This window comes from Pseudomonas sp. GL-R-19 (genome assembly GCF_019956375.1).
Taxonomy (GTDB): Bacteria; Pseudomonadota; Gammaproteobacteria; order Pseudomonadales; family Pseudomonadaceae; genus Aquipseudomonas.
Genome location: NZ_JAHBDJ010000092.1, coordinates 35,997 through 60,934 on the forward strand (window position 1 = coordinate 35,997; position 24,938 = coordinate 60,934).

Annotated in this window: 22 protein-coding genes; 8 read left to right on the forward strand and 14 right to left on the reverse strand. The window is 60.4% G+C overall.

The features are described from left to right. Positions 1 to 490: 490 nt before the first annotated feature. The gene (ilvD, locus tag KGA83_RS29035; protein ID WP_223531462.1) at positions 491 to 2,332 is read right to left on the reverse strand and encodes a dihydroxy-acid dehydratase; all 1,842 of its coding nucleotides are present in this window, start codon (positions 2,330 to 2,332) and stop codon (positions 491 to 493) included. Between the two features lie 469 nt (positions 2,333 to 2,801). On the opposite strand from ilvD, the gene KGA83_RS29040 reads away from it, so the two are divergent. Continuing rightward, entirely contained in the window at positions 2,802 to 3,260 is a 459-nt protein-coding gene (locus KGA83_RS29040) for an REP-associated tyrosine transposase (protein WP_108217082.1), read from the forward strand. 113 nt (positions 3,261 to 3,373) lie between these two features. Here KGA83_RS29040 and KGA83_RS29045 read toward each other — a convergent pair whose 3' ends face one another. Continuing rightward, on the reverse strand, positions 3,374 to 4,570 hold the full coding sequence (locus KGA83_RS29045; protein WP_103395796.1) for a class I SAM-dependent rRNA methyltransferase: 1,197 nt from the start codon (positions 4,568 to 4,570) through the stop codon (positions 3,374 to 3,376). Between the two features lie 153 nt (positions 4,571 to 4,723). Between KGA83_RS29045 and KGA83_RS29050 the strand changes: the two genes are divergently transcribed. Both KGA83_RS29050 and mutM read left to right on the forward strand, forming a co-directional pair. Next, the gene (locus tag KGA83_RS29050; RefSeq protein WP_108217081.1) at positions 4,724 to 5,593 is read left to right on the forward strand and encodes an HDOD domain-containing protein; all 870 of its coding nucleotides are present in this window, start codon (positions 4,724 to 4,726) and stop codon (positions 5,591 to 5,593) included. Between the two features lie 42 nt (positions 5,594 to 5,635). Further along, positions 5,636 to 6,448, forward strand: coding sequence for a bifunctional DNA-formamidopyrimidine glycosylase/DNA-(apurinic or apyrimidinic site) lyase (gene mutM / locus KGA83_RS29055; RefSeq protein ID WP_108217080.1), 813 nt, complete (start codon positions 5,636 to 5,638; stop codon positions 6,446 to 6,448). A gap of 100 nt (positions 6,449 to 6,548) precedes the next feature. Here mutM and KGA83_RS29060 read toward each other — a convergent pair whose 3' ends face one another. The 5 genes from KGA83_RS29060 to KGA83_RS29080 form a co-directional block, all read right to left on the reverse strand. Beyond that, positions 6,549 to 6,800 (reverse strand): YfhL family 4Fe-4S dicluster ferredoxin, encoded by a 252-nt coding sequence (locus KGA83_RS29060; protein WP_003195146.1) that lies wholly within the window; start codon positions 6,798 to 6,800, stop codon positions 6,549 to 6,551. Between the two features lie 206 nt (positions 6,801 to 7,006). Beyond that, positions 7,007 to 7,489, reverse strand: coding sequence for a pantetheine-phosphate adenylyltransferase (gene coaD, locus KGA83_RS29065; protein ID WP_108217078.1), 483 nt, complete (start codon positions 7,487 to 7,489; stop codon positions 7,007 to 7,009). A gap of 115 nt (positions 7,490 to 7,604) precedes the next feature. Then, positions 7,605 to 9,200, reverse strand: coding sequence for a GMC family oxidoreductase (locus KGA83_RS29070; RefSeq protein ID WP_108217077.1), 1,596 nt, complete (start codon positions 9,198 to 9,200; stop codon positions 7,605 to 7,607). Between the two features lie 78 nt (positions 9,201 to 9,278). After that, entirely contained in the window at positions 9,279 to 9,824 is a 546-nt protein-coding gene (locus tag KGA83_RS29075) for a twin-arginine translocation pathway signal protein (RefSeq protein WP_108217076.1), read from the reverse strand. Between the two features lie 27 nt (positions 9,825 to 9,851). Then, a complete protein-coding gene (locus KGA83_RS29080) occupies positions 9,852 to 11,282 on the reverse strand; it encodes a coniferyl aldehyde dehydrogenase (protein WP_108217075.1) in 1,431 nt (476 codons plus the stop codon). A 145-nt stretch (positions 11,283 to 11,427) separates the two neighbouring features. Here KGA83_RS29080 and KGA83_RS29085 point away from each other — a divergent pair, with 145 nt between their 5' ends. Together KGA83_RS29085 and KGA83_RS29090 are read left to right on the forward strand one after the other, a co-directional pair. Beyond that, complete coding sequence (locus tag KGA83_RS29085; RefSeq protein ID WP_108217074.1) at positions 11,428 to 12,099, forward strand: TetR/AcrR family transcriptional regulator; 672 nt, start codon at positions 11,428 to 11,430, stop codon at positions 12,097 to 12,099. A 34-nt stretch (positions 12,100 to 12,133) separates the two neighbouring features. Next, positions 12,134 to 12,988: a sulfurtransferase gene (locus tag KGA83_RS29090; RefSeq protein ID WP_108217073.1), complete on the forward strand. Its 855-nt coding sequence runs from the start codon at positions 12,134 to 12,136 to the stop codon at positions 12,986 to 12,988. A 109-nt stretch (positions 12,989 to 13,097) separates the two neighbouring features. On the opposite strand, the gene KGA83_RS29095 is transcribed toward KGA83_RS29090, so the two are convergent. The 7 genes from KGA83_RS29095 to KGA83_RS29125 form a co-directional block, all read right to left on the reverse strand. Next, positions 13,098 to 13,925 (reverse strand): AraC family transcriptional regulator, encoded by an 828-nt coding sequence (locus KGA83_RS29095; protein ID WP_108217072.1) that lies wholly within the window; start codon positions 13,923 to 13,925, stop codon positions 13,098 to 13,100. 4 nt (positions 13,926 to 13,929) lie between these two features. Next, positions 13,930 to 14,949, reverse strand: coding sequence for a hydrolase (locus KGA83_RS29100; RefSeq protein ID WP_108217071.1), 1,020 nt, complete (start codon positions 14,947 to 14,949; stop codon positions 13,930 to 13,932). A 73-nt stretch (positions 14,950 to 15,022) separates the two neighbouring features. Next, complete coding sequence (locus KGA83_RS29105; protein WP_108217070.1) at positions 15,023 to 16,468, reverse strand: M16 family metallopeptidase; 1,446 nt, start codon at positions 16,466 to 16,468, stop codon at positions 15,023 to 15,025. Next, on the reverse strand, positions 16,461 to 17,807 hold the full coding sequence (locus KGA83_RS29110; RefSeq protein WP_223531464.1) for a M16 family metallopeptidase: 1,347 nt from the start codon (positions 17,805 to 17,807) through the stop codon (positions 16,461 to 16,463). Before KGA83_RS29110 ends, KGA83_RS29105 begins: the two co-directional genes overlap by 8 nt. A 126-nt stretch (positions 17,808 to 17,933) precedes the next feature. Then, positions 17,934 to 18,530: a 16S rRNA (guanine(966)-N(2))-methyltransferase RsmD gene (gene rsmD / locus KGA83_RS29115; RefSeq protein ID WP_108217068.1), complete on the reverse strand. Its 597-nt coding sequence runs from the start codon at positions 18,528 to 18,530 to the stop codon at positions 17,934 to 17,936. Continuing rightward, positions 18,530 to 20,020, reverse strand: coding sequence for a M16 family metallopeptidase (locus KGA83_RS29120; RefSeq protein WP_223531465.1), 1,491 nt, complete (start codon positions 20,018 to 20,020; stop codon positions 18,530 to 18,532). The genes rsmD and KGA83_RS29120 overlap by 1 nt, the downstream gene beginning before the upstream one ends. Further along, the gene (locus KGA83_RS29125) at positions 20,013 to 21,368 is read right to left on the reverse strand and encodes a M16 family metallopeptidase (protein ID WP_108217066.1); all 1,356 of its coding nucleotides are present in this window, start codon (positions 21,366 to 21,368) and stop codon (positions 20,013 to 20,015) included. The genes KGA83_RS29120 and KGA83_RS29125 overlap by 8 nt, the downstream gene beginning before the upstream one ends. A gap of 343 nt (positions 21,369 to 21,711) precedes the next feature. On the opposite strand from KGA83_RS29125, the gene ftsY reads away from it, so the two are divergent. From ftsY to ftsX, 3 genes are read left to right on the forward strand one after another with little or no spacing between them, the layout of a single operon-like run. After that, complete coding sequence (gene ftsY / locus KGA83_RS29130) at positions 21,712 to 23,187, forward strand: signal recognition particle-docking protein FtsY (RefSeq protein WP_223531466.1); 1,476 nt, start codon at positions 21,712 to 21,714, stop codon at positions 23,185 to 23,187. Next, complete coding sequence (gene ftsE / locus KGA83_RS29135) at positions 23,184 to 23,855, forward strand: cell division ATP-binding protein FtsE (RefSeq protein ID WP_007975383.1); 672 nt, start codon at positions 23,184 to 23,186, stop codon at positions 23,853 to 23,855. The genes ftsY and ftsE overlap by 4 nt, the downstream gene beginning before the upstream one ends. Next, entirely contained in the window at positions 23,852 to 24,874 is a 1,023-nt protein-coding gene (gene ftsX, locus KGA83_RS29140) for a permease-like cell division protein FtsX (RefSeq protein ID WP_108217064.1), read from the forward strand. Before ftsE ends, ftsX begins: the two co-directional genes overlap by 4 nt. The last annotated feature ends 64 nt before the right edge of the window (positions 24,875 to 24,938 follow it).

A 24,938-nucleotide genomic window follows, 5' to 3' on the forward strand; every position in this document is an offset into this window, starting at 1 on the left:
TATATGGATGCATGCATTTTTCGGTCACTTATATATGTAGTTGGAGGTGTCTTGCCTGCCTCGGGATTGGCGCTACTCAGTCTGGTTTTTATGGGGTCCGGTAAAGCTTTTTTCATGCTGCTCAGCACGCTCGCATGGCTAGGGACCTGCGGACTTATTTTGGCGGCATCAAACAAACCCACTGATACTGAGCCACGACGTAGGCTGGTTATAACAGCAATGTTAACGATGGGATTGCTCGCTATGTCTCCTCTGCTGTTTTTTTTGTTCACAGCGTACAGCGACGAAATATGGATTAATTGGGCAATTCTGGGGCCAACACTTCTGGCACTTCACTACATGTGGCAAGTTGTGCGGATTCACTGCTCCGGAAAATGCCGATTTTTTGCCTATGGCTCGTTAGAGCTCACAAGGAGGTCATCGGTTGATAAATGATCCCAAAAAAATACCCCGCACTTGGCGGGGCATTTTCATGTTCGACGCTTAAGTCTTACAGCCCGTCAAGCATCGCCTTGTTACGTACAGCACCCTTATCGGCACTGGTGGCCAGCAGGGCGTAAGCCTTCAACGCGGTGGTCACTTTACGTGGCCGCACTTCCACCGGCTTCCAACCTTTCTTGTCCTGCTCGACCCGGCGTGCCGCCAGTTCTTCATCGCTGACCAATAGGTTGATCGAGCGGTTCGGAATGTCGATCAGCACCTTATCGCCGTCCTGTACCAGGCCGATCGCGCCGCCAGCAGCGGCTTCAGGCGAAGCGTGGCCGATGGACAGACCGGACGTACCGCCGGAGAAACGGCCGTCGGTGAGCAGGGCGCAGGCTTTGCCCAGGCCTTTGGATTTCAGGTAAGAGGTCGGGTAGAGCATTTCCTGCATGCCCGGGCCGCCTTTCGGGCCTTCGTAGCGAATGATGACGATGTCGCCTTCCTTCACTTCGTCGGCGAGGATGCCACGTACGGCGCTGTCCTGGCTTTCGAAGATCTTGGCGTTGCCTTCGAACACGTGGATCGACTCGTCGACGCCAGCGGTTTTCACCACGCAACCGTCCAGGGCGATGTTGCCGTAGAGCACGGCCAGGCCGCCTTCTTGCGAGTAAGCGTGTTCGACACTGCGGATGCAGCCGTTTTCACGGTCGTCGTCGAGGGTTTCCCAGCGGGTCGACTGGCTGAACGCGGTTTGCGTCGGGATGCCTGCCGGACCGGCCTTGAAGAAGTGGTGCACCGCTTCGTCGGTGGTCTGGGTGATGTCCCACTTGGCGATGGCTTCTTCCATGCTGCGGCTGTGCACGGTCGGCAGCTGGGTGTGCAGCAAGCCGCCACGGGCCAGCGAACCGAGGATGCTGAAGATCCCGCCAGCGCGGTGCACGTCTTCCATGTGGTACTTCTGGATGTTCGGCGCGACCTTGCACAGTTGCGGCACGTGACGGGACAGGCGGTCGATGTCGCGCAGGTCGAAATCGATCTCGGCTTCCTGGGCAGCGGCCAGCAAGTGCAGGATGGTGTTGGTGGAACCGCCCATGGCGATGTCCAGGGTCATGGCGTTTTCGAACGCTTCGAAGTTGGCGATGTTGCGCGGCAACACCGACTCGTCGTTCTCGCCATAGTAACGCTTGCACAGCTCGACGATGGTGCGCCCGGCCTGCAGGAACAGCTGCTCGCGGTCACTGTGGGTGGCCAGGGTCGAACCGTTACCCGGCAATGCCAGGCCCAGGGCCTCGACCAGGCAGTTCATCGAGTTGGCGGTGAACATGCCGGAGCACGAACCGCAGGTCGGGCAGGCGCTGCGCTCGTACTCGGCGACTTTCTCGTCAGAAGCGCTGGAGTCGGCGGCGATCACCATGGCGTCGACCAGGTCGAGGCCGTGGGAAGCGAGTTTGGTCTTGCCGGCTTCCATCGGGCCGCCGGAGACGAAGATCACCGGGATGTTCAGGCGCAGGGCGGCCATCAGCATGCCAGGGGTGATCTTGTCGCAGTTGGAAATGCACACGATGGCGTCGGCGCAGTGGGCATTGACCATGTACTCGACGGAGTCGGCGATGATCTCGCGGCTTGGCAGCGAATAGAGCATGCCGTCGTGGCCCATGGCGATGCCGTCGTCGACGGCGATGGTGTTGAATTCCTTGGCCACGCCGCCAGCGCGTTCAATCTCGCGGGCGACCAATTGCCCCAGGTCTTTGAGGTGCACGTGGCCCGGTACGAACTGGGTGAACGAGTTGGCAATGGCGATGATCGGCTTCTTGAAGTCGTCATCTTTCATCCCCGTGGCGCGCCACAGTGCACGGGCGCCGGCCATGTTGCGGCCGTGGGTGGATGTTTTCGAGCGGTAATCAGGCATGAAGCACTCCGGGCGGCTAATCAGGTATCAAAAGGGAAGTGAGCTTCTATTGACGTCTGGAACACTCAGAAATGGCCGCGTGTCCGGAAGTTGCCGATAACTTTGCGGGATCGCCGCGCGCTTCAGCTTGAGCTCATAAACCCGCCGGGGATGACTGGCGATGAATGTTCGCGATTCTACACGGCTGGCGGCTGGAGGGAATGCCTGCAAGCGGGGAGGCAGCATTCACAAGACGTGCGGGCAGGCCTGCGGAACTTAATGGAACGATTTTCTGTAGGAGCGAGCTTGCTCGCGATGAACCTGAGGGGAACGCATTCATCCAGGGTGAGCGGGTTATCTTTGACGACCATCGCGAGCGAGCTCGCTCCTACAGGGAGATTTGTTCGATACATCCAGATCCACTGTCATGGCGACAAACCCGTTCGCCCCACCTACCGTTTATCTTCCATTCGCCAAGGAGGACAACGGAATGTCCAACCCGAACCATGGTTATCGCTTACGCACAGGTCGACAGTCAGAGTCTGGTCGTATCTATCTGCTGACTGCTGTCACACACGGACGGCAACAATTCTTTAAGGATTGGAGGATGGGTCGTTTGGTGGTGCACGAATTCAGAAGAGCTCAGGAGTCTGGCAATGCCACTTCGATAGCCTGGGTGGTCATGCCGGATCATTTTCACTGGCTGGTTGAGTTGCACAACGGTGATTTACCGAAGTTGATGCAAACGACGAAGTCTCGAAGTGCTCGTGCCATTAACAAGGAGAGAGGTTGCCACGAGACGCTATGGCAAAAAGGTTATTTCGACCGGGTGCTACGCCGAGAGGAAGACCTGAAAGCCGCTGCCCGATACATTATTGCCAACCCATTGCGAGCCGGACTTGTTACCAGTGTTCGTGACTACTCACTGTGGGATGCCATTTGGCTCTGATCTGTAGGAGCGAGCTTGCTCGCGATGAACCCGAGAACACCGCTGGGTGTCAGGCACCCAGCGTTATCGTTGACGACCATCGCGAGCGTGCTCGCTCCTACAGGAGCAGGGGTTTAGCTATTCGGCAACAACCGGCAAGTAATGCTCTTGATATACCGCGTCTCTGCAATGGCCGGATGCACCGGGTGATCCGGGCCCTGGCCACCGCGTTCGAGCATCTGGATGTTGCGATCCAGGTGACGGGCGCTGGTCAGCAGGATGTTCTGCAGGTCGTCTTCCGGCAGGTGCATCGAGCACGATGCGCTGACCAGGATGCCGTCCTTGGTGAGCAGGCGCATGGCTTGCTCGTTCAGGCGGCGGTAGGCGCCTTCGCCGTTTTTCATGTCTTTCTTGCGTTTGATGAACGCCGGCGGGTCGGCCACGATCACGTCGAAACGCTCTTCGCTGGCTTTCAGCTCTTTGAGGGCTTCGAACACGTCGCCTTCGATGCAGGTCATTTTTTCGGCGAAGCCGTTCAGTGCGGCGTTGCGCTCGACACCGTCGAGGGCGAAGGCCGACGCATCGACGCAGAACACTTCACTGGCGCCGAACGCGGCAGCCTGTACGCCCCAACCGCCGATGTAGCTGTACAGGTCCAGCACGCGTTTGCCCTTGGCGTACGGCGCCAGGCGGGCGCGGTTCATGCGGTGGTCGTAGAACCAGCCGGTTTTCTGGCCTTGAATGACTGGCGCTTCGAATTTCACACCGTTCTCTTCGAGGGCAACCCACTCCGGCACCAGGCCGAATACGGTTTCGACGTAGCGGGTGAGGCCTTCGGCGTCACGGGCAGCGGAGTCGTTCTTGAACAGGATGCCGCTTGGCTTGAGCACTTGGGTCAGCGCCGCGATCACGTCGTCTTTATGGGCTTCCATGGTCGCCGAAGCGATCTGTACTACGAGGATGTCGCCGAAACGGTCGACCACCAGGCCCGGCAGCAGGTCGGAGTCGCCGTAGACCAGGCGATAGAACGGCTTGTCGAACAGACGATCGCGCAGGGACAGGGCCACATTCAGGCGGTGCACCAGCAGCGATTTGTCCAGCGGCAGCTTGATGTCGCGCGACAGCACTCGGGCGCAGATCAGGTTGTTCGGGCTCATGGCAACGATGCCCAGCGGCTTGCCGCCGGCGGCTTCGAGGATCGCCTGGTCGCCGGCCTTGAAACCGTGCAAAGGTGTAGCGGCTACATCGATTTCGTTGCTGTAGACCCACAAGTGACCGTTGCGCAGACGACGGTCGGCGTTGGCTTTGAGGCGCAGGCTAGGCAGGGACATGTCGTCGCTCCGGAAAAAAGAGCGGGAGTATAGCGTGTTGAGCCCCCGGATTGGCCTGCGAATGGACATGTGGCGAGGGTTGTCTTGCGATTTGGTATGTCGGATCCAACTTCATAAAGGTTAGAATCGGCGTCTGACCAAGAGTGTGCACAAATGTCCCAAGAGCTGACCTCCGAACAGATCCAGCAAGCCCTGCAGGGCATCAGCGTACCGGCCCAGCCGCAAATCATGGTGGATTTGCAGATGGAGCAGTACATGCCCGACCCGGATCTGGAAGTCATCGCCAAACTGATTTCCCAGGACCCGGGTCTTTCCGGGTCCCTGCTGAAGATCGTCAATTCGCCGTATTACGGCCTGAGCAACAAGATTGCCTCGATCCAGCGCGCGGTGAATCTGCTGGGCAGTCGCTCGGTCATCAACCTGATCAACGCGCAGTCGATCAAGGGCGAAATGAATGACGACACCATTGTCATCCTGAACCGTTTCTGGGACACCGCCCAGGACGTGGCCATGACCTGCCTGACCCTGGCCAAGCGCATCGGCGTTGAAAATGGCGACGAAGCATATGCCCTGGGCTTGTTCCACGACTGCGGCGTACCCTTGATGCTCCAGCGTTTTCCCGACTACATGGGCGTTCTGGAGCAGGCCTATGCCAGCGCCAGTGCCGAATGCCGGGTGGTGGATACGGAGAACCAGGTGTTCAATACCAACCACTCGGTGGTCGGGTATTACACGGCAAAGTCCTGGCGCCTGCCGGAGCACGTGAGCGCGGCGATCGCCAATCACCACAATGCTCTGGCGATCTTCAGCGATGAGTCGTCGCGCAACAGTTCGCTGAAGAACCTGCTGGCGATACTGAAAATGGCCGAGCATATTTGTGCTTCTTATCGGGTGCTGGGCAACCAGACCGAAGATCACGAGTGGAACAGCATCGCGCCGCTGGTGCTCGATTATGTCGGCCTCTCGGACTACGACTTCGAGACCCTCAAGCAGACGATCCGCGACCTCGGCACTCATCGCTGAGTGTCGGAACCTTCCAGGCCATGCACCTGATCCGAGAGCACCATGCCTGAATTGCCAGAAGTCGAAACCACCCGTCGCGGCATCGCTCCGTACCTGGAAGGCCAGCGTGTCAGCCGGGTGATCGTGCGTGATCGTCGCTTGCGCTGGCCGATTCCCGAGGACCTCGATGTGCGCCTGTCCGGGCAGCGCATCGTATTGGTGGAGCGGCGCGCCAAGTACCTGCTGATCAACGCCGAAGTCGGTACCTTGATCAGTCATTTGGGCATGTCAGGCAATTTGCGCCTGGTGGAGGCCGGGCTGCCGGCGGCCAAGCATGAGCATGTGGACATCGAACTGGAGTCGGGCCTGGCACTGCGTTACACCGACCCGCGGCGCTTCGGCGCGATGCTCTGGAGCCTCGATCCGCTCAATCACGAATTGCTGATTCGCCTGGGGCCGGAACCGCTGACCGACCTGTTCGACGGCGAGCGTCTGTTCCAGCTGTCCCGTAGCCGTTCGATGGCGGTCAAGCCATTCATCATGGATAACGCGGTGGTGGTGGGCGTCGGCAATATCTACGCGACCGAAGCGTTGTTCGCCGCCGGGATCGACCCGCGCCGCGAAGCCAGGAGCATTTCCCGTGCGCGTTACTTGAAGCTGGCCATCGAGATCAAGCGCATCCTGGCGGCTGCCATCGAGTGTGGCGGTACGACGCTGCGGGACTTTATCGGTGGCGACGGTCAGCCCGGTTATTTCCAGCAGGAACTGTTCGTGTACGGCCGTGGCGGTGAACACTGCAAGGTCTGTGGCACGGGGCTGCGGGAAGTGAAGCTCGGGCAGCGCGCCAGCGTTTTTTGCCCGCGTTGTCAGAGCTGATACGTCAAGCAAGATCAAAAGATCGCAGCCTTCGGCAGCTCCTACCGGGTTTTTGTGTACACCCGTAGGAGCTGCCGAAGGCTGCGATCTTTTAAGCTAATCAGGCCTTGCCGGTAATTTTCCGGTACTTCTCCATCAACTGCTCTTCAGTCTCCGGATGAGCTTCGTCCAGTGGAATGCAATCCACCGGGCAGACCTGCTGGCACTGCGGTTCATCGTAGTGGCCGACGCACTGGGTGCACAGGTTCGGGTCGATCACGTAGATCTCTTCGCCTTGGGAAATGGCGGCGTTCGGGCACTCGGGTTCGCAGACGTCGCAGTTGATGCAATCGTCGGTGATGATCAGGGACATGCTAACTCCAGCCGGGGCGGCAAGCCCGGGCGCAATAAACCAATGCGCATAATTGTGCCGCATTGGCGCCTGCGTTGCACGCAGGTGCGACATACTGTAGGAGCCAGCCTGCTGGCGAAGAACCCGAGAACGCCGCGAGGTGTCAGGTTTCCCGCGTTATTGTTGACGTCCATCGCGAGCAGGCTCGCTCCTACAGTTTGCGGGGGTTATTTCTTCTTGAAGCGCTCGGTCAGGGCGTCCGCCACCACAGGGTGGACGAACTTGGTGATATCGCCGCCCAGGGCTGCGATTTCACGGACCAGCGTCGAGGAAATGAACGAGTAACGCTCGGAAGGGGTCAGGAACAGGCTTTCCACGTCCGGCGCCAACTGGCGATTCATGTTGGCCAGCTGGAACTCGTATTCGAAGTCTGACACCGCGCGTAAACCACGCAGGAACACGTTGGCATTCTGCTCTTTGGCGAAGTGCGCGAGCAGCGTCGAGAAGCCGACGACTTCAACGTTCGGCAGATGTTTGGTGACCTCGCGCGCCAGTTCCACGCGCTGTTCCATTGGAAACAGCGGGTTTTTCTTGGGGCTCGCGGCAACGGCAATGATCACGTGGTCGAACAGGCGCGAGGCGCGTTCGACCAGATCGCCATGGCCCTTGGTAATAGGGTCGAAGGTACCTGGGTACAACACTCGGTTCATCGCGTCGTCCTGGCGGGAATCCGTTGGGGAGTCGGATGGTATCGCAGCCTTCCCGGTCGGCCAAGTCGCCTGTTGGGTAAGAAAGCACTATAGACGATGGGAATAATCGTCATTTTCATGGATTTTTTAAACGTTCGGCCAGGGATGTCGCCAGTTGCGCCGTCAGTCCGTAGACCGACAGCTGCGGATTGGCGCCAATGCTGGTGGGGAACAGCGAACCGTCGTGGATCGACAGATTGCCCAGTTGATGATGCCGGCCGAGACTGTCGGTCACCGCGTTTGTCGGGTCTTCACCCATGGCGCAACCACCCATCACATGGGCACTGCCCAGGCGTGTGCGATACAACTCCAGGCTCAGGCCATCGATCAGCGTGCGGGCTTGGGCGAGTGTCTTCACGTAACTGGCATCGGCGTGCATCGGCATAACGGCCTTGGCGCCACCGGCAAACTGAATTTCGGCCATGGTATGGAATGCCCGGCGCAATCCATCCCAGGCGTAAGGCGAGAGCTGATAATCCAGCACCGGCGTGTCATCGCTGCGCAATTCAACGCTGCCACCGGGGCTGTCCGGGTGAAACCCGTCCCGCAGTAACGCCAGCATGGCGTGGGTATGCGGCAGATTGGCCATGTGCTGCGAGTTTTCCTGGCCGAAACCACCGAGCAACGTCGTGGCCAGCGCCGGGTGCAGGGGCGGGACTTCCAGTTTGAAGGACATCTTGCCGGTGGTGCCGTCCTGCCATTGGAAATGGTCGGAGTAAATCGACTGCGGCGCGCCGTAGAACGGGTTGACCACTTCGTCGAACAGCGCGGCGGACATGTTCACCGGGTGCAGGAAGGTGCGTTTGCCCAGGCGTTTGTGCGGGTCGGGTGCCCCGGAGCGCATCAGCAAGGCCGGGCTGTTGATGCCGCCACCGGACAGCACGAAATGCCGCGCCTTGACCGTGATGGTGCGCCCGGTCGGTGCGACGCAGCGTTCATCCATCGCCGAACATTGCAGGCCGGTGACTTTGTCACCGCTGATGTTAAGTTTTTCGGCGCGGGCCAGGTAAAGCAGCTCGCCACCTTTTTCCAGGGTCGCCGGAATGGTCGTAACCATCATCGATTGCTTGGCGTTGGTCGGGCAGCCCATGCCGCAGTAGCCGAGGTTCCAGCAGCCGCGAACGTTGCGCGGGATGACATGCCATGAGTAATTCAGTGCTTCGCAGCCCTTGCGGATCACATCATTGTTGGCGTTGGGTGGCACCATCCACGGCGCGACGCCCAGGCGTTGCTCCATTTTTTCGAACCATGGCGCCATTTCCGCCGGGCTATGGCCCTTGACGTTGTGCTCTTTGGCCCAGTGTTCCAGGGTCGGTTCCGGAGTGCGGAAACTGGAGGTCCAGTTGATCAGCGTGGTGCCGCCCACCGCCCGGCCCTGGAGGATGGTGATCGCGCCGTCCTTGCTCATGCGGCCGATGCCTTCCTGATAAAGGCTGCTGTAGGCCTGGTCTTCGAGCAGCTTGAAGTCGCTGCTGGTCTTGAGTGGGCCTTCTTCGATCAGCAGCACTTTGTAGCCGGCCGCGCTGAGGATTTCGGCGGTGGTGCCGCCGCCGGCTCCGCTGCCGATGATCGCCACGTCCGCTTCGAGTGTCAGGTCCTGGGTCAGTTGCGAGCCGTTGTAGGTTTTCCAGCCTCGGGCCATGCCTTCGCGGAACGGATCGGGTACGGGCATCTTCGGGTTCTCTTTTTATTATTGAGGTACACGGTCAAGTGTGGGAGCGAGCCCGCTCGCGATAGGGGCGACTCGGTTTCAGACGGTAGGCGGCCCGGGATACCCGCAATGCGCCCACGATTCCTTGCGGCCGTACCAGGCCATCATCACCAGTTGCAGCAAAGAACTGTGACCCATGCGCAACAGGCTCAACGAGCTGTTTTCCCAGCGGTTCAGAAACAGCCGGATATCGTCGGCGCTGGCGTTTTCCCAGCTGCCCCAGATTCCGGTTAGCGGTCCACGGGTCACGGCCATGCCCAGCACATCGAACAGTTGCCGGATCAACTTGAGCATTTCCGGTGACAAGTGAGCGAGGTTGTAATCAAGGCTTTTCAGTGTGCCCTCGACAGCCTCGGGCATCCGTTCGGAGGTTACGGCTCCATCGAGCATGACTGGAATCAACGCCCGTAAAAACAGCAGGTCGCCGCTGCGTAACGTGACGAAACCACTGGCCGGAACACTCGGCGAACAGCCGCTGAGGCTGGCGCCCAATCCGGCAGTGGCGAGAAAGGCGCTGGCGCCGAGGCTGAATTTAAGTAGCCCGCGGCGTGACAGCGCGGGTGTATCACAAAGGCTGGGGTTCATTATTGTTATTACCCGACGGAGAGATCGTTAGCGGATGAACAGCTTCTGGATCAGCTTCTGGATCGATTTGCCATACGGCGGGTAAATCAGTTTCGCCGCGTTGAAGCGCTGCTTGATCAGCACGCCCTTGGCCTTGCTGAAGGTCAGGAACCCTTCATGGCCATGATAATGACCCATGCCCGAGGCACCGATACCGCCGAACGGCATGTCGTCCTGGGCGACGTGCAGCAGCGTGTCGTTCAGGCACACGCCACCGGAATGGGTTTCGTGCAGCACGCGCTGTTGTTCGCGCTTGTCGTAACCGAAGTAATACAGCGCCAGTGGGCGAGGGCGCTGGTTGATGTAGGCAAATGCCTGGTCCAGATCCTTGTACGGCACGATCGGCAGCAGCGGCCCGAAGATTTCGTCCTGCATCACCGTCATCTCGTCCGTAACATTGAGCAGCAGGCTATGGCCCATGCGGCGGCCCTGGCCCTGGTCGAACAGCGGCATCAGCAGTGCACCCTTGCTGGTGGCGTCGCTGACGTAACCGTTGAGACGGGCCAGTTGTCGCTCATTGATGATCGCGGTGTAGTCCGGGTTGTCGGTCAGCGTCGGATAAAACCCGCGGACAGCTGTGCGATAGGCTTCGATGAAACCTCCGACGCGATTCTCCGGCACCAGTACGTAGTCAGGGGCCACGCAGGTCTGGCCGGCGTTCAGGGTCTTGCCGAAGGCGATGCGCTCGGCGGCGTCCTTGAGCGGCACGTCGCGCGAAACAATGGCCGGGGACTTGCCGCCCAGTTCCAGGGTTACCGGGGTCAGGTTTTCCGCGGCGGCGCGCATGACGTGTTTGCCGATGCTGGTGGCGCCGGTGAACAGCAGGTGATCGAACGGCAGGCGTGAAAACGCCACGCCCATATCAGCCTCCCCCAGGACCACGCAAACCAGGTCTTCGGGGAAGATTCGCGCCAGCAGTTGCTTCATCAGCAGGCCGGTCGCGGGGGTCGACTCACTGAGCTTGAGCATCACCCGATTGCCCGCCGACAGCGCGCCGACCAGCGGGCCGATGGCCAGGTACAGCGGGTAGTTCCACGGCACGATGACCCCGACCACGCCCAGCGGTTGGTAAACCACTTTGGCCGAAGCCGGCTGGAAAGCGGCGCCAACCTTGCGCCGCGACGCTTTCATCCAGCCCTTGAGGTGTTTGCTGGCGTAATGGATGCCGTGCAGGCTGGGCATCAGTTCGGCGAGCAGGGTTTCATCGGCGCTACGATGGCTGAAGTCCTGGCTGATCGCATCGATCAGGGCCTGACGTTCATTGTTCAACAAATCCTTCAGCGCCTTGAGCCATTGTTGGCGCTGCGCGGCGGGTGGCATCGGGTTGGCGGTGTAGGCGGCACGCTGGGCGTCGAACAGGGCCTGAAGCTCTTCCAGCGGCTGCTGTAGTTTCTGCAGGTAGGAAATTTCAGCAGTCATGGTCGGCTCCGGATTTATTGTAATGAGGAGCTTTTTAGAGTCTATACTCTAAAAAGTCAAATGACATCCTGTAACAGGTTTGTTTTATCCACTCGCGGATAGATCTAAGATGCCCGCCAACGCACTCTGAATTAAAGCTCAAGCCATGGCCCCACGGATCAAAACCAGCGAGCGCATCGTGCAGAACAGCCTGGAGCTGTTCAATCAACAGGGCGAGCGCAGCATCAGTACCAACCACATTGCTGCCCATATGGAAATTTCCCCGGGCAACCTGTACTACCACTTCCCTAACAAGCAGGCGATCATCGCTGTGCTGTTCAGCGAGTACGAAAGCCTGGTGGACAGCTTCCTGCACCCGCCCCAGGGCCGTGCTGCCACGGTGGAAGACAAACGCTTCTACCTCAAGGAGCTGCTGGCGGCGATGTGGCGTTACCGGTTTCTGCATCGCGATCTCGAACATTTGCTCGACAGCGATCCGGACCTGGCCGACCGCTATCGACGCTTTTCCCAGCGCTGCCTGATCCAGGGTTCGGCGATCTACGAAGGCTTCGTCGCCGCCGGCATTCTGAAGATGGACAAGGTGCAGATCGAATCCCTGACCCTCAATGCCTGGATTATCCTCACGTCCTGGGTGCGCTTCCTGTGCACCACGCGGGAGAATTCCAGCCACCTCAGCGAGCAGGCCATTAAACGCGGGGTGTATCAGGTGCTGGTGCTGGAGGCCGGGTTCGTCACGGATGAGGCCCGCGATGCGGTCAACGCCTTGTTCGAAGAGTTTTACGTGCCCCTGGCCCAGGCGCTTGAGGAAGTGTCGTAGGATCGAAGTCCGATAAAAATCACAGGAGCCCGTTATGCCCATTGCGCAACTGATCAGCCCGCAAGCACTGGACCTGAAAAAGGACCAGCCGGGGCTGGTGATTCTGGATTGTCGTTTTGCCCTCGAAGACCCGGATTACGGTCAGCGCAGCTATGCCGAAGGGCATATTGCCGGTTCAAGCTATGCCGACCTCGAGCGTGACCTGAGTGGCGCCGTGGTGAAGGGTGTGACCGGACGTCATCCGTTACCCGAACCCGCGCAACTGATCGAGCGCCTGCAAGCCTGGGGCATCAATGCCGATAGCGAAGTGGTGTTGTACGACGACGGCCCGGGTGCCTATGCGGCGCGGGCCTGGTGGTTGCTGGCCTGGCTGGGCAAGCGCGATGGCGTATTCATCCTCGATGGCGGGCTCAAGGCCTGGCATGCGGCGGGGTTGCCGTTGAGCCTGGATACGCCGGCGATCACCCGTGGTTCCTTCACCGGCAGTCCTGACACGGCGTTGCTGATCAGTGCCGAGCAGTTGCAAAAGCGCCTTGCGCGGCCGGAACTGACCCTGCTCGATGCCCGTGCATTGCCGCGTTTCAAGGGTGAAGTGGAGCCGATCGATCCGATTGCCGGGCATATTCCTGGCGCCCAGTGTGCGGCGTTTACCGACAACCTGGGCGCAGACGGGCGCTTCCTGCCGGCCGATCGGCTCAGGCAGCGTTTCGCCGCGAAACTGGGTGATCGCTCGCCAACCGATCTGGTGGCGTACTGCGGTTCCGGCGTGACGGCGTGCCACAATCTGTTTGCGTTGTGTCTGGCCGGTTATCCGTTGGGTTCGTTGTATGCCGGGTCTTGGAGCGAATGGATCAACGAGCCTGCGCGGGGCATTGCCACCGGCGAATGAGACAAAAGAAAAATCAAAAGATCGTCCGAACGCGGCCCGAGCCTTCGGCAGCTCCTACAGATGTACTCATGCCATGTAGGAGCTGCCGAAGGTTGCGATCTTTTTGTGTCTAAAGCCGCGCACTGCGATACGCCCCCGGCCCGACCCCATACACCTGCTTGAACTGCCGGCTCAGATGGCTCTGGTCGGCAAACCCAAGTTGCATCGCGACTTCCAGCGGCAGACAACCACTTTGCAGCAACGCCCGCGCCCGGGCGATGCGCTGTTGCATCAGCCAGGTGTGCGGCGGCATGCCGGTGGCCCGGCGGAACACCCGGGCGAAATGGAATGGCGAGAGATTGACCGCCGCCGCCAGCGCCTCCAGTGAGGGCGGTTCTGCCAGTTGCGCCTGCAGCAATTCCTTGGCCAGGCTCACGGCCCGGTGTTCCTTGCCGGGTTTGCCGGCATCGGGCACCGCCGCATGCCGCTGCAACAGCGACAGCACCAGTTCGCGCCAGACCGTTTGTTGCTGCAATGCGGTGGCGGGGCTTTCCAGCAGACGGTGGAGTTGGCAGAAGCCGTTCACCAGATCCTGATCGCGATACAGCGTGGCACCGAAGGCCGGCAAGTGGCGGGTCGGCAATTCGAGTTCGGCCAGCAGCGAGGTTATCTGTCCGCTGTCCGGATAAAACGCCCGGTAAAGCCAGCCATCCTCGGTACCTTTATGACCGGTGTGCAATTCATCGGGATTGATCAGCACCAGTGTGCCGCTGCCCGCCAAGTGTTCGGCACCGCGATAGCGATAACGCTGGGCACCGGCCATGATCATGCCGATCACATAGCCGTCATGCACATGGGGCGCGAAACGATGATCGATGTAGCGGGCGGACAATAACTCGACCCCGGCCAGTGGTGCGGTTTGCCAGAAATGAATCGACTCGCCCTGATCGCTGACCATGGCTTTACTCGCGAGCCACGGCGACCAGCCACTCGGGGATGCGCCGTTCCAGGTAATAACCCGGTTGCCTGAGCGTGCCGTCTACGAAACCGACGTGCCCGCCCTTGGCTTGCAGTTCAAGTTGCGTACAGGCGGACAATTCATCGACGTGCGGCAGGCTGTGGGGAAATACGAAGGGGTCGTCGGCCGCCTGAATCATCAGGGTCGGCGTGCGAATTTCGCCGAGGAAGTAGCGGCTCGATGCGCGACGATAGTAATCCTCGGCATCGACAAAGCCGTTCAGCGGTGCGGTAACCCGGCCATCGAAATCCCAGAACGTGCGCATGTTTTCCAGCGAGCCAAGCGCGGCCAATGCGGCCAGGCCATCCTCGCGTCCGTCATGCTGGAACTGCCGCTGTTTGTTCTTGATGTAGGCGAGCATCTCGCGCATGAAATGCGCCTGATAGACCTTTGAGAAACCCTGGTCGATACGGTCGGCGCACTGGTCCAGGCGGAACGGCACCGACACCGCCACGGCGCCCATCAAGTCGCTGTCGCTGCCGGTTTCGCCCAAATGCTTGAGCAGGATATTACCGCCCAGGGAGTACCCCACCGCATACAGTGGCGCGAGAGGCCGTTTGGCCCGCAAGTGCCTGATGGTTTCGGCCAGGTCTTCGCTGGCGCCGGAATGGTAGCTGCGCGGCAACAGGTTGGGTTCGCCCGAACAACCGCGCCAATTCAGCGCAACGCTGGCCCAGCCTCGGTCGCCCAAGGCTTTTTGCATGCCGGCGACATAAGGCGAATTCGAGGAGCCGGTGAGCCCGTGCAGCACGAGCACCAAGGGTGCGTCGGCGCTGTGCGGGCCATGCCAGTCGAGATCGAGAAAATCGCCGTCTTCAAGCCAAAGACGTTCGCGTTCGCGGTCGATGTGCACGGTTTTACGCCACAGAGGCCCCCACAAGGTTTGCAAGTGCGGATTGCCGATGCCAAAGGCGGGGGTAAAGGACGGCGGTGAGGCCGGTGCGGGGTGCGATTGCACAGTCATTCTCGGTGGAAGTGTTCATGAGTCTGCCCGAAGACGCGGCGCGGCAGCGCCGCGACCGCGTCATCATGGCTGTCTAACTTGCCACAATCTTGTCAGGTACGCGACACATGCTATCGGTCGCGCTTTCACTCGGAGCCGGCAGCGGTTGTTGATCTGTCTTCGGCCCCAGGATGACAACGCGCCATTGGTCGGCGTGGTAATGCCGGTTGAGTGCGCTTTTGATTGATACAAGGTTCAGCTTCAAGGCGGCTTGCGTGGCAAAGTCGAGGTCTAGCGGCAGATTGTGGGCGCTGATGGCGTGTAACTGTCTCAGAATCTGCACATTGGTAGCGCTGTTCAACGGCGCGCTACCGGCCAGTTGCTGTTGGCTGTCTTCGAGTTCCTGTTGGGTCGGCCCTTGGGCGAGAAAGTCGGTGAACATCGTCTTGATATGGGTCAGCACGGCATCGGTGTGCTCTGGTCGGGTCTGCAATTTGATAGTCAGCAACCCTTGTGCCTGAAAGGCTGAGAGGTCGGCTTCAACGTGATAGGTCAGACCTCGGCGTTCACGCAGTTCATTGGTCAGTCGGTTGGTGAAAATCCGCATGGCCACCTGTAGCGCGACGTAGTCCGGGCTGTTTCGCAGGACACTTGGCTGGGCAAGGCGCAGGTAAGCCTGGGTCGATGGCCGCTCAATGCGCAGCAGACTTGGAGCGGCTGGGCTTTTAACTGGCTGGATCGCGGTAGTGGCCGGTCCCAGGGGCAAGGCCGCGGATATCTGCGCACCAATATGTTGGGCTTCTTCCTCGGTGAGGTCACCGACCAGTGTGATCTGGGCATTGCCCGCGGAATAAGCCTTGCGATGAAAGTCTTGCGCCTGGGTGCGGGTGATAGAGGCAAGCCCGGCCCGGGTTCCGTAGAAGGACTGAGCATAACCGTGGTCGGGAAACAGCTGGCCGAAATTGGCTTTTTGGGCTTGAGCGGCGTGGGACTGATCTTCAAGGTCCAGAAAGTACTGCAATTGGGATTTCAACTTAGGCAGGGACCCTTGCGGCAACAGCGGTTTGCCGAGTACCTGGGCAAGCAGTTCCAGGGCTGGAGTGCGCCGTGATTCGTCACTCAAGCTACGCAGGGAAATCCAAGTCCGGTCATGGCTGATACCCATATCTATCCTGGCACCCAGATTATCGAACGTCGCCAGTATGGCATTGATGTCTTTGCCAGCCACACCCTCATTCAAAAGGCTAAAGGTCATCGCTGCCAGGCCGGGTTGGTGCGGGGTGTGGGCGCTGCCGGCAGCAAAACTCACCTGGGCATCGAGCATCGGCAGGCCAGGGGTGCGGATGAACAGGATCTTCGTTCCGCTGAGCGTTTTGTAACCCTTGATCGACAGCGCGCGGTGGATCGTCGGAGACTGTGGTTCGTTGAGCGATTGCAGCACTGGTTTCTGGGGCGCCGTGGTTGCAGCGGCAGGGGTCTGTGCACTCAACAGCATGCCGGCCAGGATCAATCCATTGATGAGGCCTTTGAGCTTATCCATTGTTTTTCTCCGGCAGGACTGTCGCGGTACTCAAGCGCTCACGCGTCAGGTACGTCTTTGCGACTTGTTGAATATCCAGGGGAGTGACCTTGTTCAGCTCATCCGTATCCTGATCGGCCAGCCGCCAGTCGAGGCCGATGGTTTCCAGCATCCCCAAGGTGCTGGCCTGCCCTTCCAGATTATCCTGCGCATAAACCGTGTTGGCGATCAGGAGGTTTTTCGCGCGCGCCAGTTCTGTCGGTTCCGGTGCCTTGCTCTTCAGTGATTCGATCACTTGCCACAGACGGGCGAGGGCTTCGTCAGCGTCATTGAGCTTGTCCGGGTTGAGCTGGGTGCTGATGGTCAGTAACGAATCGCCGCGATTGAAGGCGTCGTACTCTGAGTCGGCCGCGGTGAATATCGCCTCGCTCAGTTGCAGTTGCTGTTTGATCCGCGCGCTGTTAGACCCGGCCAGTAACCTATCGAGCAGGCGCAGGGCATGGGCAGTCCGACGATCCGTTGCCGTGGTCAGGCTGGGCGCGTTGAAACTCATGATCAGGCGCGGGGATGCTATCGGTGCATACAGGGTCAGTGACCGTTCTCCGGCAGAAGCCAGCTCGACGGGTGTAGGCGCCACAGGTGTCGCTCGCCGCTCAAGGTGGCCGAAGTGCTGCTGTGCCAGGGCCTTGATCCGTTCAGGTGCAACATCGCCAACGACCACCAGCGTCGCATTGTCCGGCGAATACCAGGCCTGATACCACCGCTGCAATTGCACGGCGTTCATGCGTTGCAGATCGTGCATCCAGCCAATCGTCGGGGTGCGGTAGCCGCTGGCCGGGTGGGCGATGCTGTTCAGTCGTTCGTGAGCCAGCACGGTGATGTCATCGTCAACAAGCATCCGACGCTCTTCCTGAATGACCTTGAGCTCGGGTGTGAAATCCTGTGCATCCAGCTTGGCCGTACTCATCAGGTCGGCCAGTATTTCGAACGCGACGCCAGTGCGGCCGGAAGGCAGGGTCTGGTAAAAAACCGTGAAGTCGGTGCCGGTGAATGCGTTTTGCCTGGCGCCAAGCTTATCCAGTATCGCCTCGAACTCTGCGGCGCAGGCCTTGCTGCTGCCTTTGTAAACCATGTGTTCGAGGGCATGGGACAGGCCCGACTGGCCGGGCGGTTCATAGCTTGAGCCGACCTTGATCCAGAGTTGGGCTGTGACGATGGGGGAGCGATGGTCCTCGCGCACGACAACCTTGAGGCCGTTATCCAGTACGAAGTCTTGTGTTGCAGGGGGTGTCGCCGCGCTGGCCATGAGCGGCAGACAGGCGATAAAGGGCAGCATGAATAGGCTGCGGGAGATGTTCATCCGTGTTCATCCTCAGTGGTTTGCAGGTTATTGCGCAAGCCACTGTGGATGATCCGTAAGGATGTCAGGCGGTAACTATGTAGTGCACTTCACAACCAGGTTGGGGGCAGTCGTCTCGCCGAAACGTCAGGCGCTGCGCTGCCACAACGAGTAATACACGCGTCCGGATTTCTGCTCCCGGTGCAGTCGCCAGTTCTCCGGCAGGCCCAGGGTCGACGGCGCGGACTCGCTTTCGGTGTACACCCAGGCGTCTTCGGCCAGCCATTGGCGCTCTTCGAGCAACTTGCAAACAGCGGGCAGCAGGTTCTGGTTGAACGGCGGGTCGAGGAATACCAGGTCGTAGGCCGTCGCGGTCTGGGTTTCCAGGTAGCGCAGGGCATCGGCGGTCTGGACCTGGCCATTGGTGCACCGCAATGTGCCCAGGTGCTCTTTCAGGCTGGACACCGCGATACTGCTGGCGTCCAGCGCCTGACCCATGGCCGCGCCACGGGACAGGGCTTCGAGGAACAGCGCGCCACTGCCGGTGAACGGGTCGAGCACCTTGGCGCCCGGCACGTAAGGCGCGAGCCAGTTGAACAGGGTTTCACGCACGCGATCCGGCGTCGGGCGCAGGCCCGGGGCGTCAGGGAAGTTCAGCTTGCGGCTGCGCCATTCGCCGCCGATGATGCGCAGCTGGTTCACGCCGTTGTGGACGTTTTTGGCGGGTTTTTTTGGGCTTGCCATTAATGCTCCGGAACCCCGAGCGGTTGCTCGGAAGGTTTGTCAGTAGGGGCCGGTAACGGCTTTTGCGGCACGGTCGGGCCAACGCTGACGATGACCATTTTGTCCGTGTCCAGGTGTTTGTTCATGGCGGCTTTGACCTGCTCGATGGTCAAGGCCTGGGACTGTTGCATGAAGTCTTCCAGATGACTCAACGGCAGGTTGTAGAAACCGATCGCGCCCAGTTGGCCGACGATATCGGCGTTGCTCGCGGTGGACAGCGGGAAACTGCCGGCCAGCTCGCGCTTGGCGTCGTCGAGCTCTTTTTCAGTCGGGCCGGTTTCAAGGTAGTCGGCCAGTACATCCTGCACCAGTTTCAGGGTGCCTTCGCTCATCTCGGCGCGGGTCTGCAGGTTGATCATGAACGGGCCACGCGCCTGCATCGGCGTGAAGCCCGAATACACGCCGTAAGTCAGGCCACGCTTCTCGCGCACTTCGCTCATCAAGCGGGTGCCGAAGCCGCCGCCACCAAGAATCTGGTTGCCCATGGACAATGCCGCGTAGTCCGGGTCATCACGGTCGATGCCCAGTTGCGCGAGCATCAGGTTGGTCTGCTTGGACGGGAACTCGATATGGCCGACGCTGGCCTTGGGCTCGACCGGTTGCGCGATTTTCGGCAAGGCCGGGCCTCTGGGCAGGGCGCTGGACACCTGGGCGGCAATCGCTTCGGCTTGCGCGCGGGACAGGTCGCCGACCAGCGCGATTACCACGTTACCGGCTGCGTAGGCTTTCTCGTGAAAAGCACGCAGTTGGGCCACGGTGATCGCCGGGACGGTTTTCGCCGTGCCGTCGCTGGCGTGTGCGTACGGGTGATCACCGTACAAGCGGTTCATCAGTTCCAGGCTCGCCAGTTTGCCCGGGTTCTGTTTCTGGTATTCAAAACCGGCGAGCATCTGGTTCTTGATGCGGGCAAACGAGTCGGCGGGGAAAGTCGGTTTGCCGACGACTTCGGCGAACAGCTTCAGGGCCGACTCGCGCTTGTCCTTGTCACTGAGGCTGCGCAGCGACGCGATGGCCATGTCCTTGTAAGCGCCATTGCCGAAATCGGCGCCCAGGCCTTCGAAGCCCTGGGCAATGGCACCGACGTCTTTGCCGGCCACGCCTTCGTTGAGCATGGCGTTGGTCAACACCGCCACACCCGGTGCGTCACCGTCCTGGCTACTGCCGGCGGCGAAGATCAGGCGCATGTCGAACATCGGCAACTCATGGGTTTCGACGAACACCACTTTCGCACCTTCGGCAGTGCTCCAGGTTTGTACGTCCAGCTTGCGGTGGTCCGGCGCCTTACCGTTGAGTTCGGTCAGCGACTGCAGTTTCTGGCTGGCCTTGGCCTTGTCCAGGGCTTCGCTGGCATTGGTTTCGCCAGGGCGCGACAAATAGAACGCGGTGGAGCCGATAACGGCGACGGCGACCAGGCCGATCAGGGCCAGGCGGGAGGGTTTACGCTCACTCATGAGTCGTCTCCAGAGGCAGTACATGGGCGACGCTGAGACGTTCGCGGGTGAAATACAGCTTGGCGGCTTTCTGGATGTCTTGCGGCGTGACGCTTTCCAGATCGGCCAGTTCGGTGTCCATCAGCTTCCATGACAGGCCGACGGTTTCCAGTTGGCCGATGGCGGTGGCCTGGCTGGTGATCGAGTCACGCTCGAAGACCAGGCCGGCGATGACTTGTGCGCGTACGCGTTCCAGCTCTTCAGCGGTTGGCGCCGTGGTTTTAAGCTGGTCGAGCAGCTTCCACAAACCGGCTTGCGCCTGGGCGATGGTCTTGTGTTTCTGTGAGTTTGGCGATGCCGACAGGGTGAAGAGGCTGTCGCCACGGGTGTAGGCGTCGTAACTCGACGAGCCGCCGGACACCAGTTCTTCTCCGCGCTCCAGTTGTGTCGGGATGCGTCCGCTGTAGCCGCCGTCGAGCAGCGCCGACATCAGGCGCAGCGCATTGACCAGGCGTTTGTCGTCGGTGGTGGCGATGCTTGGCACGTTGAAGGCCAGCATCAGGCTAGGCAGTTGGGTCTGCACATGCAGGGTGATCTGGCGCTCGCCCGGCTCGGCCAATTCCAGCGGTTTTTTCGCGGCGGGCACTTCACGCTTGGCGATCGGGCCGAAGTAGCGTTGGGCCAGGGTTTTGACTTCGTCCGGCGTGACATCGCCAACCACCACCAGCGTGGCGTTGTTGGGCACGTACCAGGTTTCGTACCAGTGGCGCAGTTCTTCGACGTTCATCCGTTCAAGGTCGGCCATCCAGCCGATGGTCGGCGTGTGGTAGCCGCTAGCCGGGTAGGCCATGGCCTTGAAGCGCTCGTAGGCCTTGGACATCGGCTTGTCGTCGGTGCGCAGGCGACGCTCTTCCTTGATGACTTCGATTTCCTTGGCGAACTCGTCGGGCGGCAGGCGCAGGCTGGCCATGCGGTCGGCTTCAAGCTCGAAGGCTACGCCCAGGCGATCCCGGGCCAGCACCTGGTAGTACGCGGTGAAGTCGTCGCTGGTGAATGCATTCTCTTCGGCGCCGAGGTCGCGCAGGATCAGCGAGGCTTCGCCGGGGCCAACCTTCTCGCTACCCTTGAACATCATGTGTTCCAGAGCGTGGGACAGGCCGGTATTGCCCGGCGTCTCGTAGCTGGAGCCGACCTTGTACCAGACCTGGGAAACCACCACGGGCGCACGGTGGTCCTCACGCACGACCACCTTCAGGCCATTGTCGAGGGTGAATTCGTGGGTGGGTTGCGGGTCGGCGGCCAAGGCCGAGAGAGGCAGGCAAACTGTGCTGAGCAGCAGGCCTGCGGCGCGGCGGGCAAGAGCATTCATTCGTTTTTAAACCTTTGGGGCTGCCCGCTTGTTCTTAGCGTCAGCGGGCGAGAGGGTGCTAGGATACTGATCCGTTTTAGCGGCGGCCACGCCTATCAGGCCTTTATGCTTGATCAGGTTGTATGGGTTTGCGACGGAAGGTGGATATTTATCAACCGAGTTCCGCTTTTTCGCCGATTTTGCTGCTTTAGTCCTATGAGAAATCGATTGCTTGAGGTGCCGCTGAGCACTTCGACAAAATGTTGCGCGTGAACAAGCTGGGTCAATCGCAGTCTGTTCTGCATCGAATATTTATTTGCCGGGGCGCCATTGGCGCGTCGCTACCGTGAGATAGCCGTCCTCCATGTTTGGTTCCAACGACGACAAGAAGACCCCAGCTGCGGCTGGCGAGAAAAAAAGCCTGTTCGGATGGCTGCGCAAAAAGCCGCAGGAACCCGTCGTCGAACAGCCACAAGCCATTCCTGAACCAGCGCAGACGCCTGTCCCGGTAATAGAAGAAGCGCCTGCACCGGTTGCTCTGCCGATTGCCGAGCCAGTGCTGCAGACGCAGGCCGAAGTCGTCGCCGAACCTGCCCGTGAAATCATCGAGCAACCGCTGACCACCGCCACCGAGCCATGGCTGACATTGCCCGTGGCGGAAGAGCCGGTGGCACTGGTCGAGAATGACCAGGCCCCCCACATGACACCGCCGATTCCGGCCCCGGCTGAGTTTGCGCCGGCCCCGGTTCATGCGCCTGTGGTCGAGCCGGTGGTGGCGCCAGTCGCTGTGGCTGAGCCTGCACCTGCACCGGTTGTAATCGAACCGGCAGCGCCGATTGTTGCAGCACCCGCTCCCGCTCCCGCCCCCGTCGAAACCCCAGTCCAGCCAGTGCGCACCGAAGAAACCAAAGCCGGTTTCTTCGCCCGTCTCAAGCAGGGCCTGTCCAAGACCAGCGCCAGTATCGGCGAAGGCATGGCCAGCCTGTTTCTGGGCAAGAAGGTCATCGATGACGAACTGCTGGAAGACCTCGAAACCCGCTTGCTGACCGCCGACGTCGGTGTCGAAGCCACTTCGGTGATCATCCAGCGCCTGACGCAGAAGGTCGCACGCAAAGAGCTGGCCGACGCCGATGCCCTGTACAAATCCCTGCAGGCTGAGCTGGCGGCCATGCTCAAACCTGTAGAGCAACCGCTGAAAGTCACCTCGCAGAACAAGCCGTTCGTGATTCTGGTCGTTGGCGTCAACGGTGCCGGCAAGACCACCACCATCGGCAAGCTGGCGAAGAAACTGCAGCTGGAAGGCAAGAAAGTCATGCTTGCCGCCGGCGACACCTTCCGCGCCGCGGCGGTGGAGCAGTTGCAGGTCTGGGGCGAGCGCAACAAGATCCCGGTGATCGCGCAGCACACTGGCGCCGACTCGGCTTCGGTGATCTTCGACGCCGTACAGGCCGCCAAGGCTCGTGGCATCGATGTGCTGATCGCCGACACCGCCGGTCGCCTGCACACCAAAGACAACCTGATGGAAGAGCTGAAAAAGGTTCGCCGGGTGATCGGCAAGCTCGACGCCGACGCACCTCACGAAGTGCTGTTGGTGCTTGACGCCGGCACTGGCCAGAACGCCATCAACCAGGCCAAGCAATTCAACCAGACCGTCGAGCTGACTGGCCTGGCGCTGACCAAGCTCGACGGCACCGCCAAGGGCGGGGTGATTTTCGCCCTGGCCAAGCAATTCGGCCTGCCGATCCGCTACATTGGCGTCGGCGAAGGCATCGACGATTTGCGTACCTTTGAAGCAGAACCCTTTGTCCAGGCATTGTTTGCCGAGCGGGAGCGTTCATGATTCGTTTCGAACAGGTCGGTAAGCGCTACCCGAACGGTCACGTCGGCTTGCATGAGCTGAGCTTTCGAGTCCGTCGTGGCGAGTTTCTGTTTGTCACCGGCCATTCCGGCGCCGGTAAATCCACGCTGTTGCGCCTGTTGCTGGCGATGGAGCGCCCGACCAGCGGCAAGTTGCTGCTCGCCGGGCAAGACCTGAGCACCATCAGTAACGCACAGATTCCTTTCTTGCGCCGGCAGATCGGTGTGGTGTTCCAGAATCACCAGTTGCTGTTCGATCGCACGGTGTTCAACAACGTTGCGTTGCCATTGCAGATCCTGGGTCTGTCCAAGGCCGAGATCGCCAAGCGCGTGGACTCGGCGCTGGAGCGCGTGGCGCTGTCGGATAAAACCGATCTGTACCCGGGTGATCTATCCACCGGTCAGCAGCAGCGCGTCGGCATCGCCCGCGCTATCGTCCACCGTCCGGCCTTGCTGCTGGCGGACGAGCCGACCGGCAACCTCGACCCGCGTCTGGCCGCCGAGATCATGGGTGTGTTCGAAGACATCAATCGCCTGGGTACCAGCGTGCTGATCGCCAGTCACGACCTGGCCCTGATCGCCCGCATGCGCCATCGCATGCTGACGCTGCAACGCGGTCGATTGATCGGTGACGGGGAGGCGGCAGTATGAGCGCAACACGTAGCCCCAAGGTTTCCGAGCGCGTGGCCCCGAAGGCCGCCGATCCGCAGCCGCAAAAGAAAAAACGCGACGATGACGACGGGCCGGACTTCGCCACGTTGTTCCGTGCCTGGATCGAAAGCCATCGCGCCAGCCTGGTGGACAGCCTGCGCCGCCTGGGCAAGCAGCCCATCGGCAGTTTTTTCACCTGCATGGTGATGGCGGTGGCCCTGAGTTTGCCCATGGGGCTGTCACTTTTGCTAAGTAATGTCGAGCGTCTGGGCGGTTCCTGGCAGCGCGCGGCGCAGATTTCCCTGTATCTGGACCTTGAGGCCAAGCCGGCGGAAGGTGAATCGCTGCGCGATCAGATCAAGGGCATGCCTGGCGTCGCCGATGCCGAATATGTTGGCCGGGAGCAGGCGCTGGAAGAATTCCAGCAGCAGTCCGGTCTGGGCGAGGCGCTCAAGGAGTTGCCGGAGAACCCGCTGCCGGGCGTGGTACTGGTGACGCCGACCGAAGTCGACAAGCCGGCCCTTGAAGCATTAAGACAAAAACTATCCGAGCTGCCGAAGGTACAACAGGCTCAACTTGATTTAGTCTGGGTCGAGCGTCTGGCAGCCATCCTCAAGCTGGGTGATCGATTTGTCTTCGGTCTGACCGTGCTTCTGGTTTCTGCATTACTTTTGGTGATAGGCAATACCATTCGTCTTCATATTGAAAACCGCCGCACAGAGATAGAAGTGATTAAACTGGTCGGCGGCACTGACAGCTATGTACGCAGGCCCTTTCTGTATATGGGCGCGCTGTATGGCTTCGGTGCGGGGATTCTGTCCTGGGGTGTACTGGCGTTCGGCCTTGATTGGCTGAACGACGCAGTGGTAGGGCTGGCCGGCTTGTACGGCAGTGATTTTGCGCTGGCTGGAGTGCCAGTTGCCGACGGTCTGTCTCTCTTGCTTGGCGCGGTGCTGTTGGGGTATATCGGTGCATGGATTGCAGTCGCACGCCACCTGAGGGAGCTTGCGCCTAAGTAGTATCATTTTGCTCGTATTGACCTTTCAGCGTTTTTGGGTTTTGGGAACTTGTCTTTCGGTTTCC

Coding starts and splice junctions, on each gene's coding strand:
- ftsX (WP_108217064.1), top strand. CDS start 23,852: ATGAGCGCAACACGTAGCCCCAAGGTTTCCGAGCGCGTGGCCCCGAAG.
- KGA83_RS29070 (WP_108217077.1), bottom strand. CDS start 9,200: ATGCCCGTACCCGATCCGTTCCGCGAAGGCATGGCCCGAGGCTGGAAA.
- KGA83_RS29125 (WP_108217066.1), bottom strand. CDS start 21,368: ATGAATGCTCTTGCCCGCCGCGCCGCAGGCCTGCTGCTCAGCACAGTT.
- ftsY (WP_223531466.1), top strand. CDS start 21,712: ATGTTTGGTTCCAACGACGACAAGAAGACCCCAGCTGCGGCTGGCGAG.
- mutM (WP_108217080.1), top strand. CDS start 5,636: ATGCCTGAATTGCCAGAAGTCGAAACCACCCGTCGCGGCATCGCTCCG.
- KGA83_RS29105 (WP_108217070.1), bottom strand. CDS start 16,468: ATGGATAAGCTCAAAGGCCTCATCAATGGATTGATCCTGGCCGGCATG.
- ftsE (WP_007975383.1), top strand. CDS start 23,184: ATGATTCGTTTCGAACAGGTCGGTAAGCGCTACCCGAACGGTCACGTC.
- KGA83_RS29090 (WP_108217073.1), top strand. CDS start 12,134: ATGCCCATTGCGCAACTGATCAGCCCGCAAGCACTGGACCTGAAAAAG.
- KGA83_RS29110 (WP_223531464.1), bottom strand. CDS start 17,807: ATGAACATCTCCCGCAGCCTATTCATGCTGCCCTTTATCGCCTGTCTG.
- KGA83_RS29075 (WP_108217076.1), bottom strand. CDS start 9,824: ATGAACCCCAGCCTTTGTGATACACCCGCGCTGTCACGCCGCGGGCTA.
- KGA83_RS29060 (WP_003195146.1), bottom strand. CDS start 6,800: ATGTCCCTGATCATCACCGACGATTGCATCAACTGCGACGTCTGCGAA.
- KGA83_RS29050 (WP_108217081.1), top strand. CDS start 4,724: ATGTCCCAAGAGCTGACCTCCGAACAGATCCAGCAAGCCCTGCAGGGC.
- rsmD (WP_108217068.1), bottom strand. CDS start 18,530: ATGGCAAGCCCAAAAAAACCCGCCAAAAACGTCCACAACGGCGTGAAC.
- KGA83_RS29100 (WP_108217071.1), bottom strand. CDS start 14,949: ATGACTGTGCAATCGCACCCCGCACCGGCCTCACCGCCGTCCTTTACC.
- KGA83_RS29080 (WP_108217075.1), bottom strand. CDS start 11,282: ATGACTGCTGAAATTTCCTACCTGCAGAAACTACAGCAGCCGCTGGAA.
- KGA83_RS29085 (WP_108217074.1), top strand. CDS start 11,428: ATGGCCCCACGGATCAAAACCAGCGAGCGCATCGTGCAGAACAGCCTG.
- KGA83_RS29040 (WP_108217082.1), top strand. CDS start 2,802: ATGTCCAACCCGAACCATGGTTATCGCTTACGCACAGGTCGACAGTCA.
- KGA83_RS29095 (WP_108217072.1), bottom strand. CDS start 13,925: ATGGTCAGCGATCAGGGCGAGTCGATTCATTTCTGGCAAACCGCACCA.
- coaD (WP_108217078.1), bottom strand. CDS start 7,489: ATGAACCGAGTGTTGTACCCAGGTACCTTCGACCCTATTACCAAGGGC.
- KGA83_RS29045 (WP_103395796.1), bottom strand. CDS start 4,570: ATGTCCCTGCCTAGCCTGCGCCTCAAAGCCAACGCCGACCGTCGTCTG.
- KGA83_RS29120 (WP_223531465.1), bottom strand. CDS start 20,020: ATGAGTGAGCGTAAACCCTCCCGCCTGGCCCTGATCGGCCTGGTCGCC.
- ilvD (WP_223531462.1), bottom strand. CDS start 2,332: ATGCCTGATTACCGCTCGAAAACATCCACCCACGGCCGCAACATGGCC.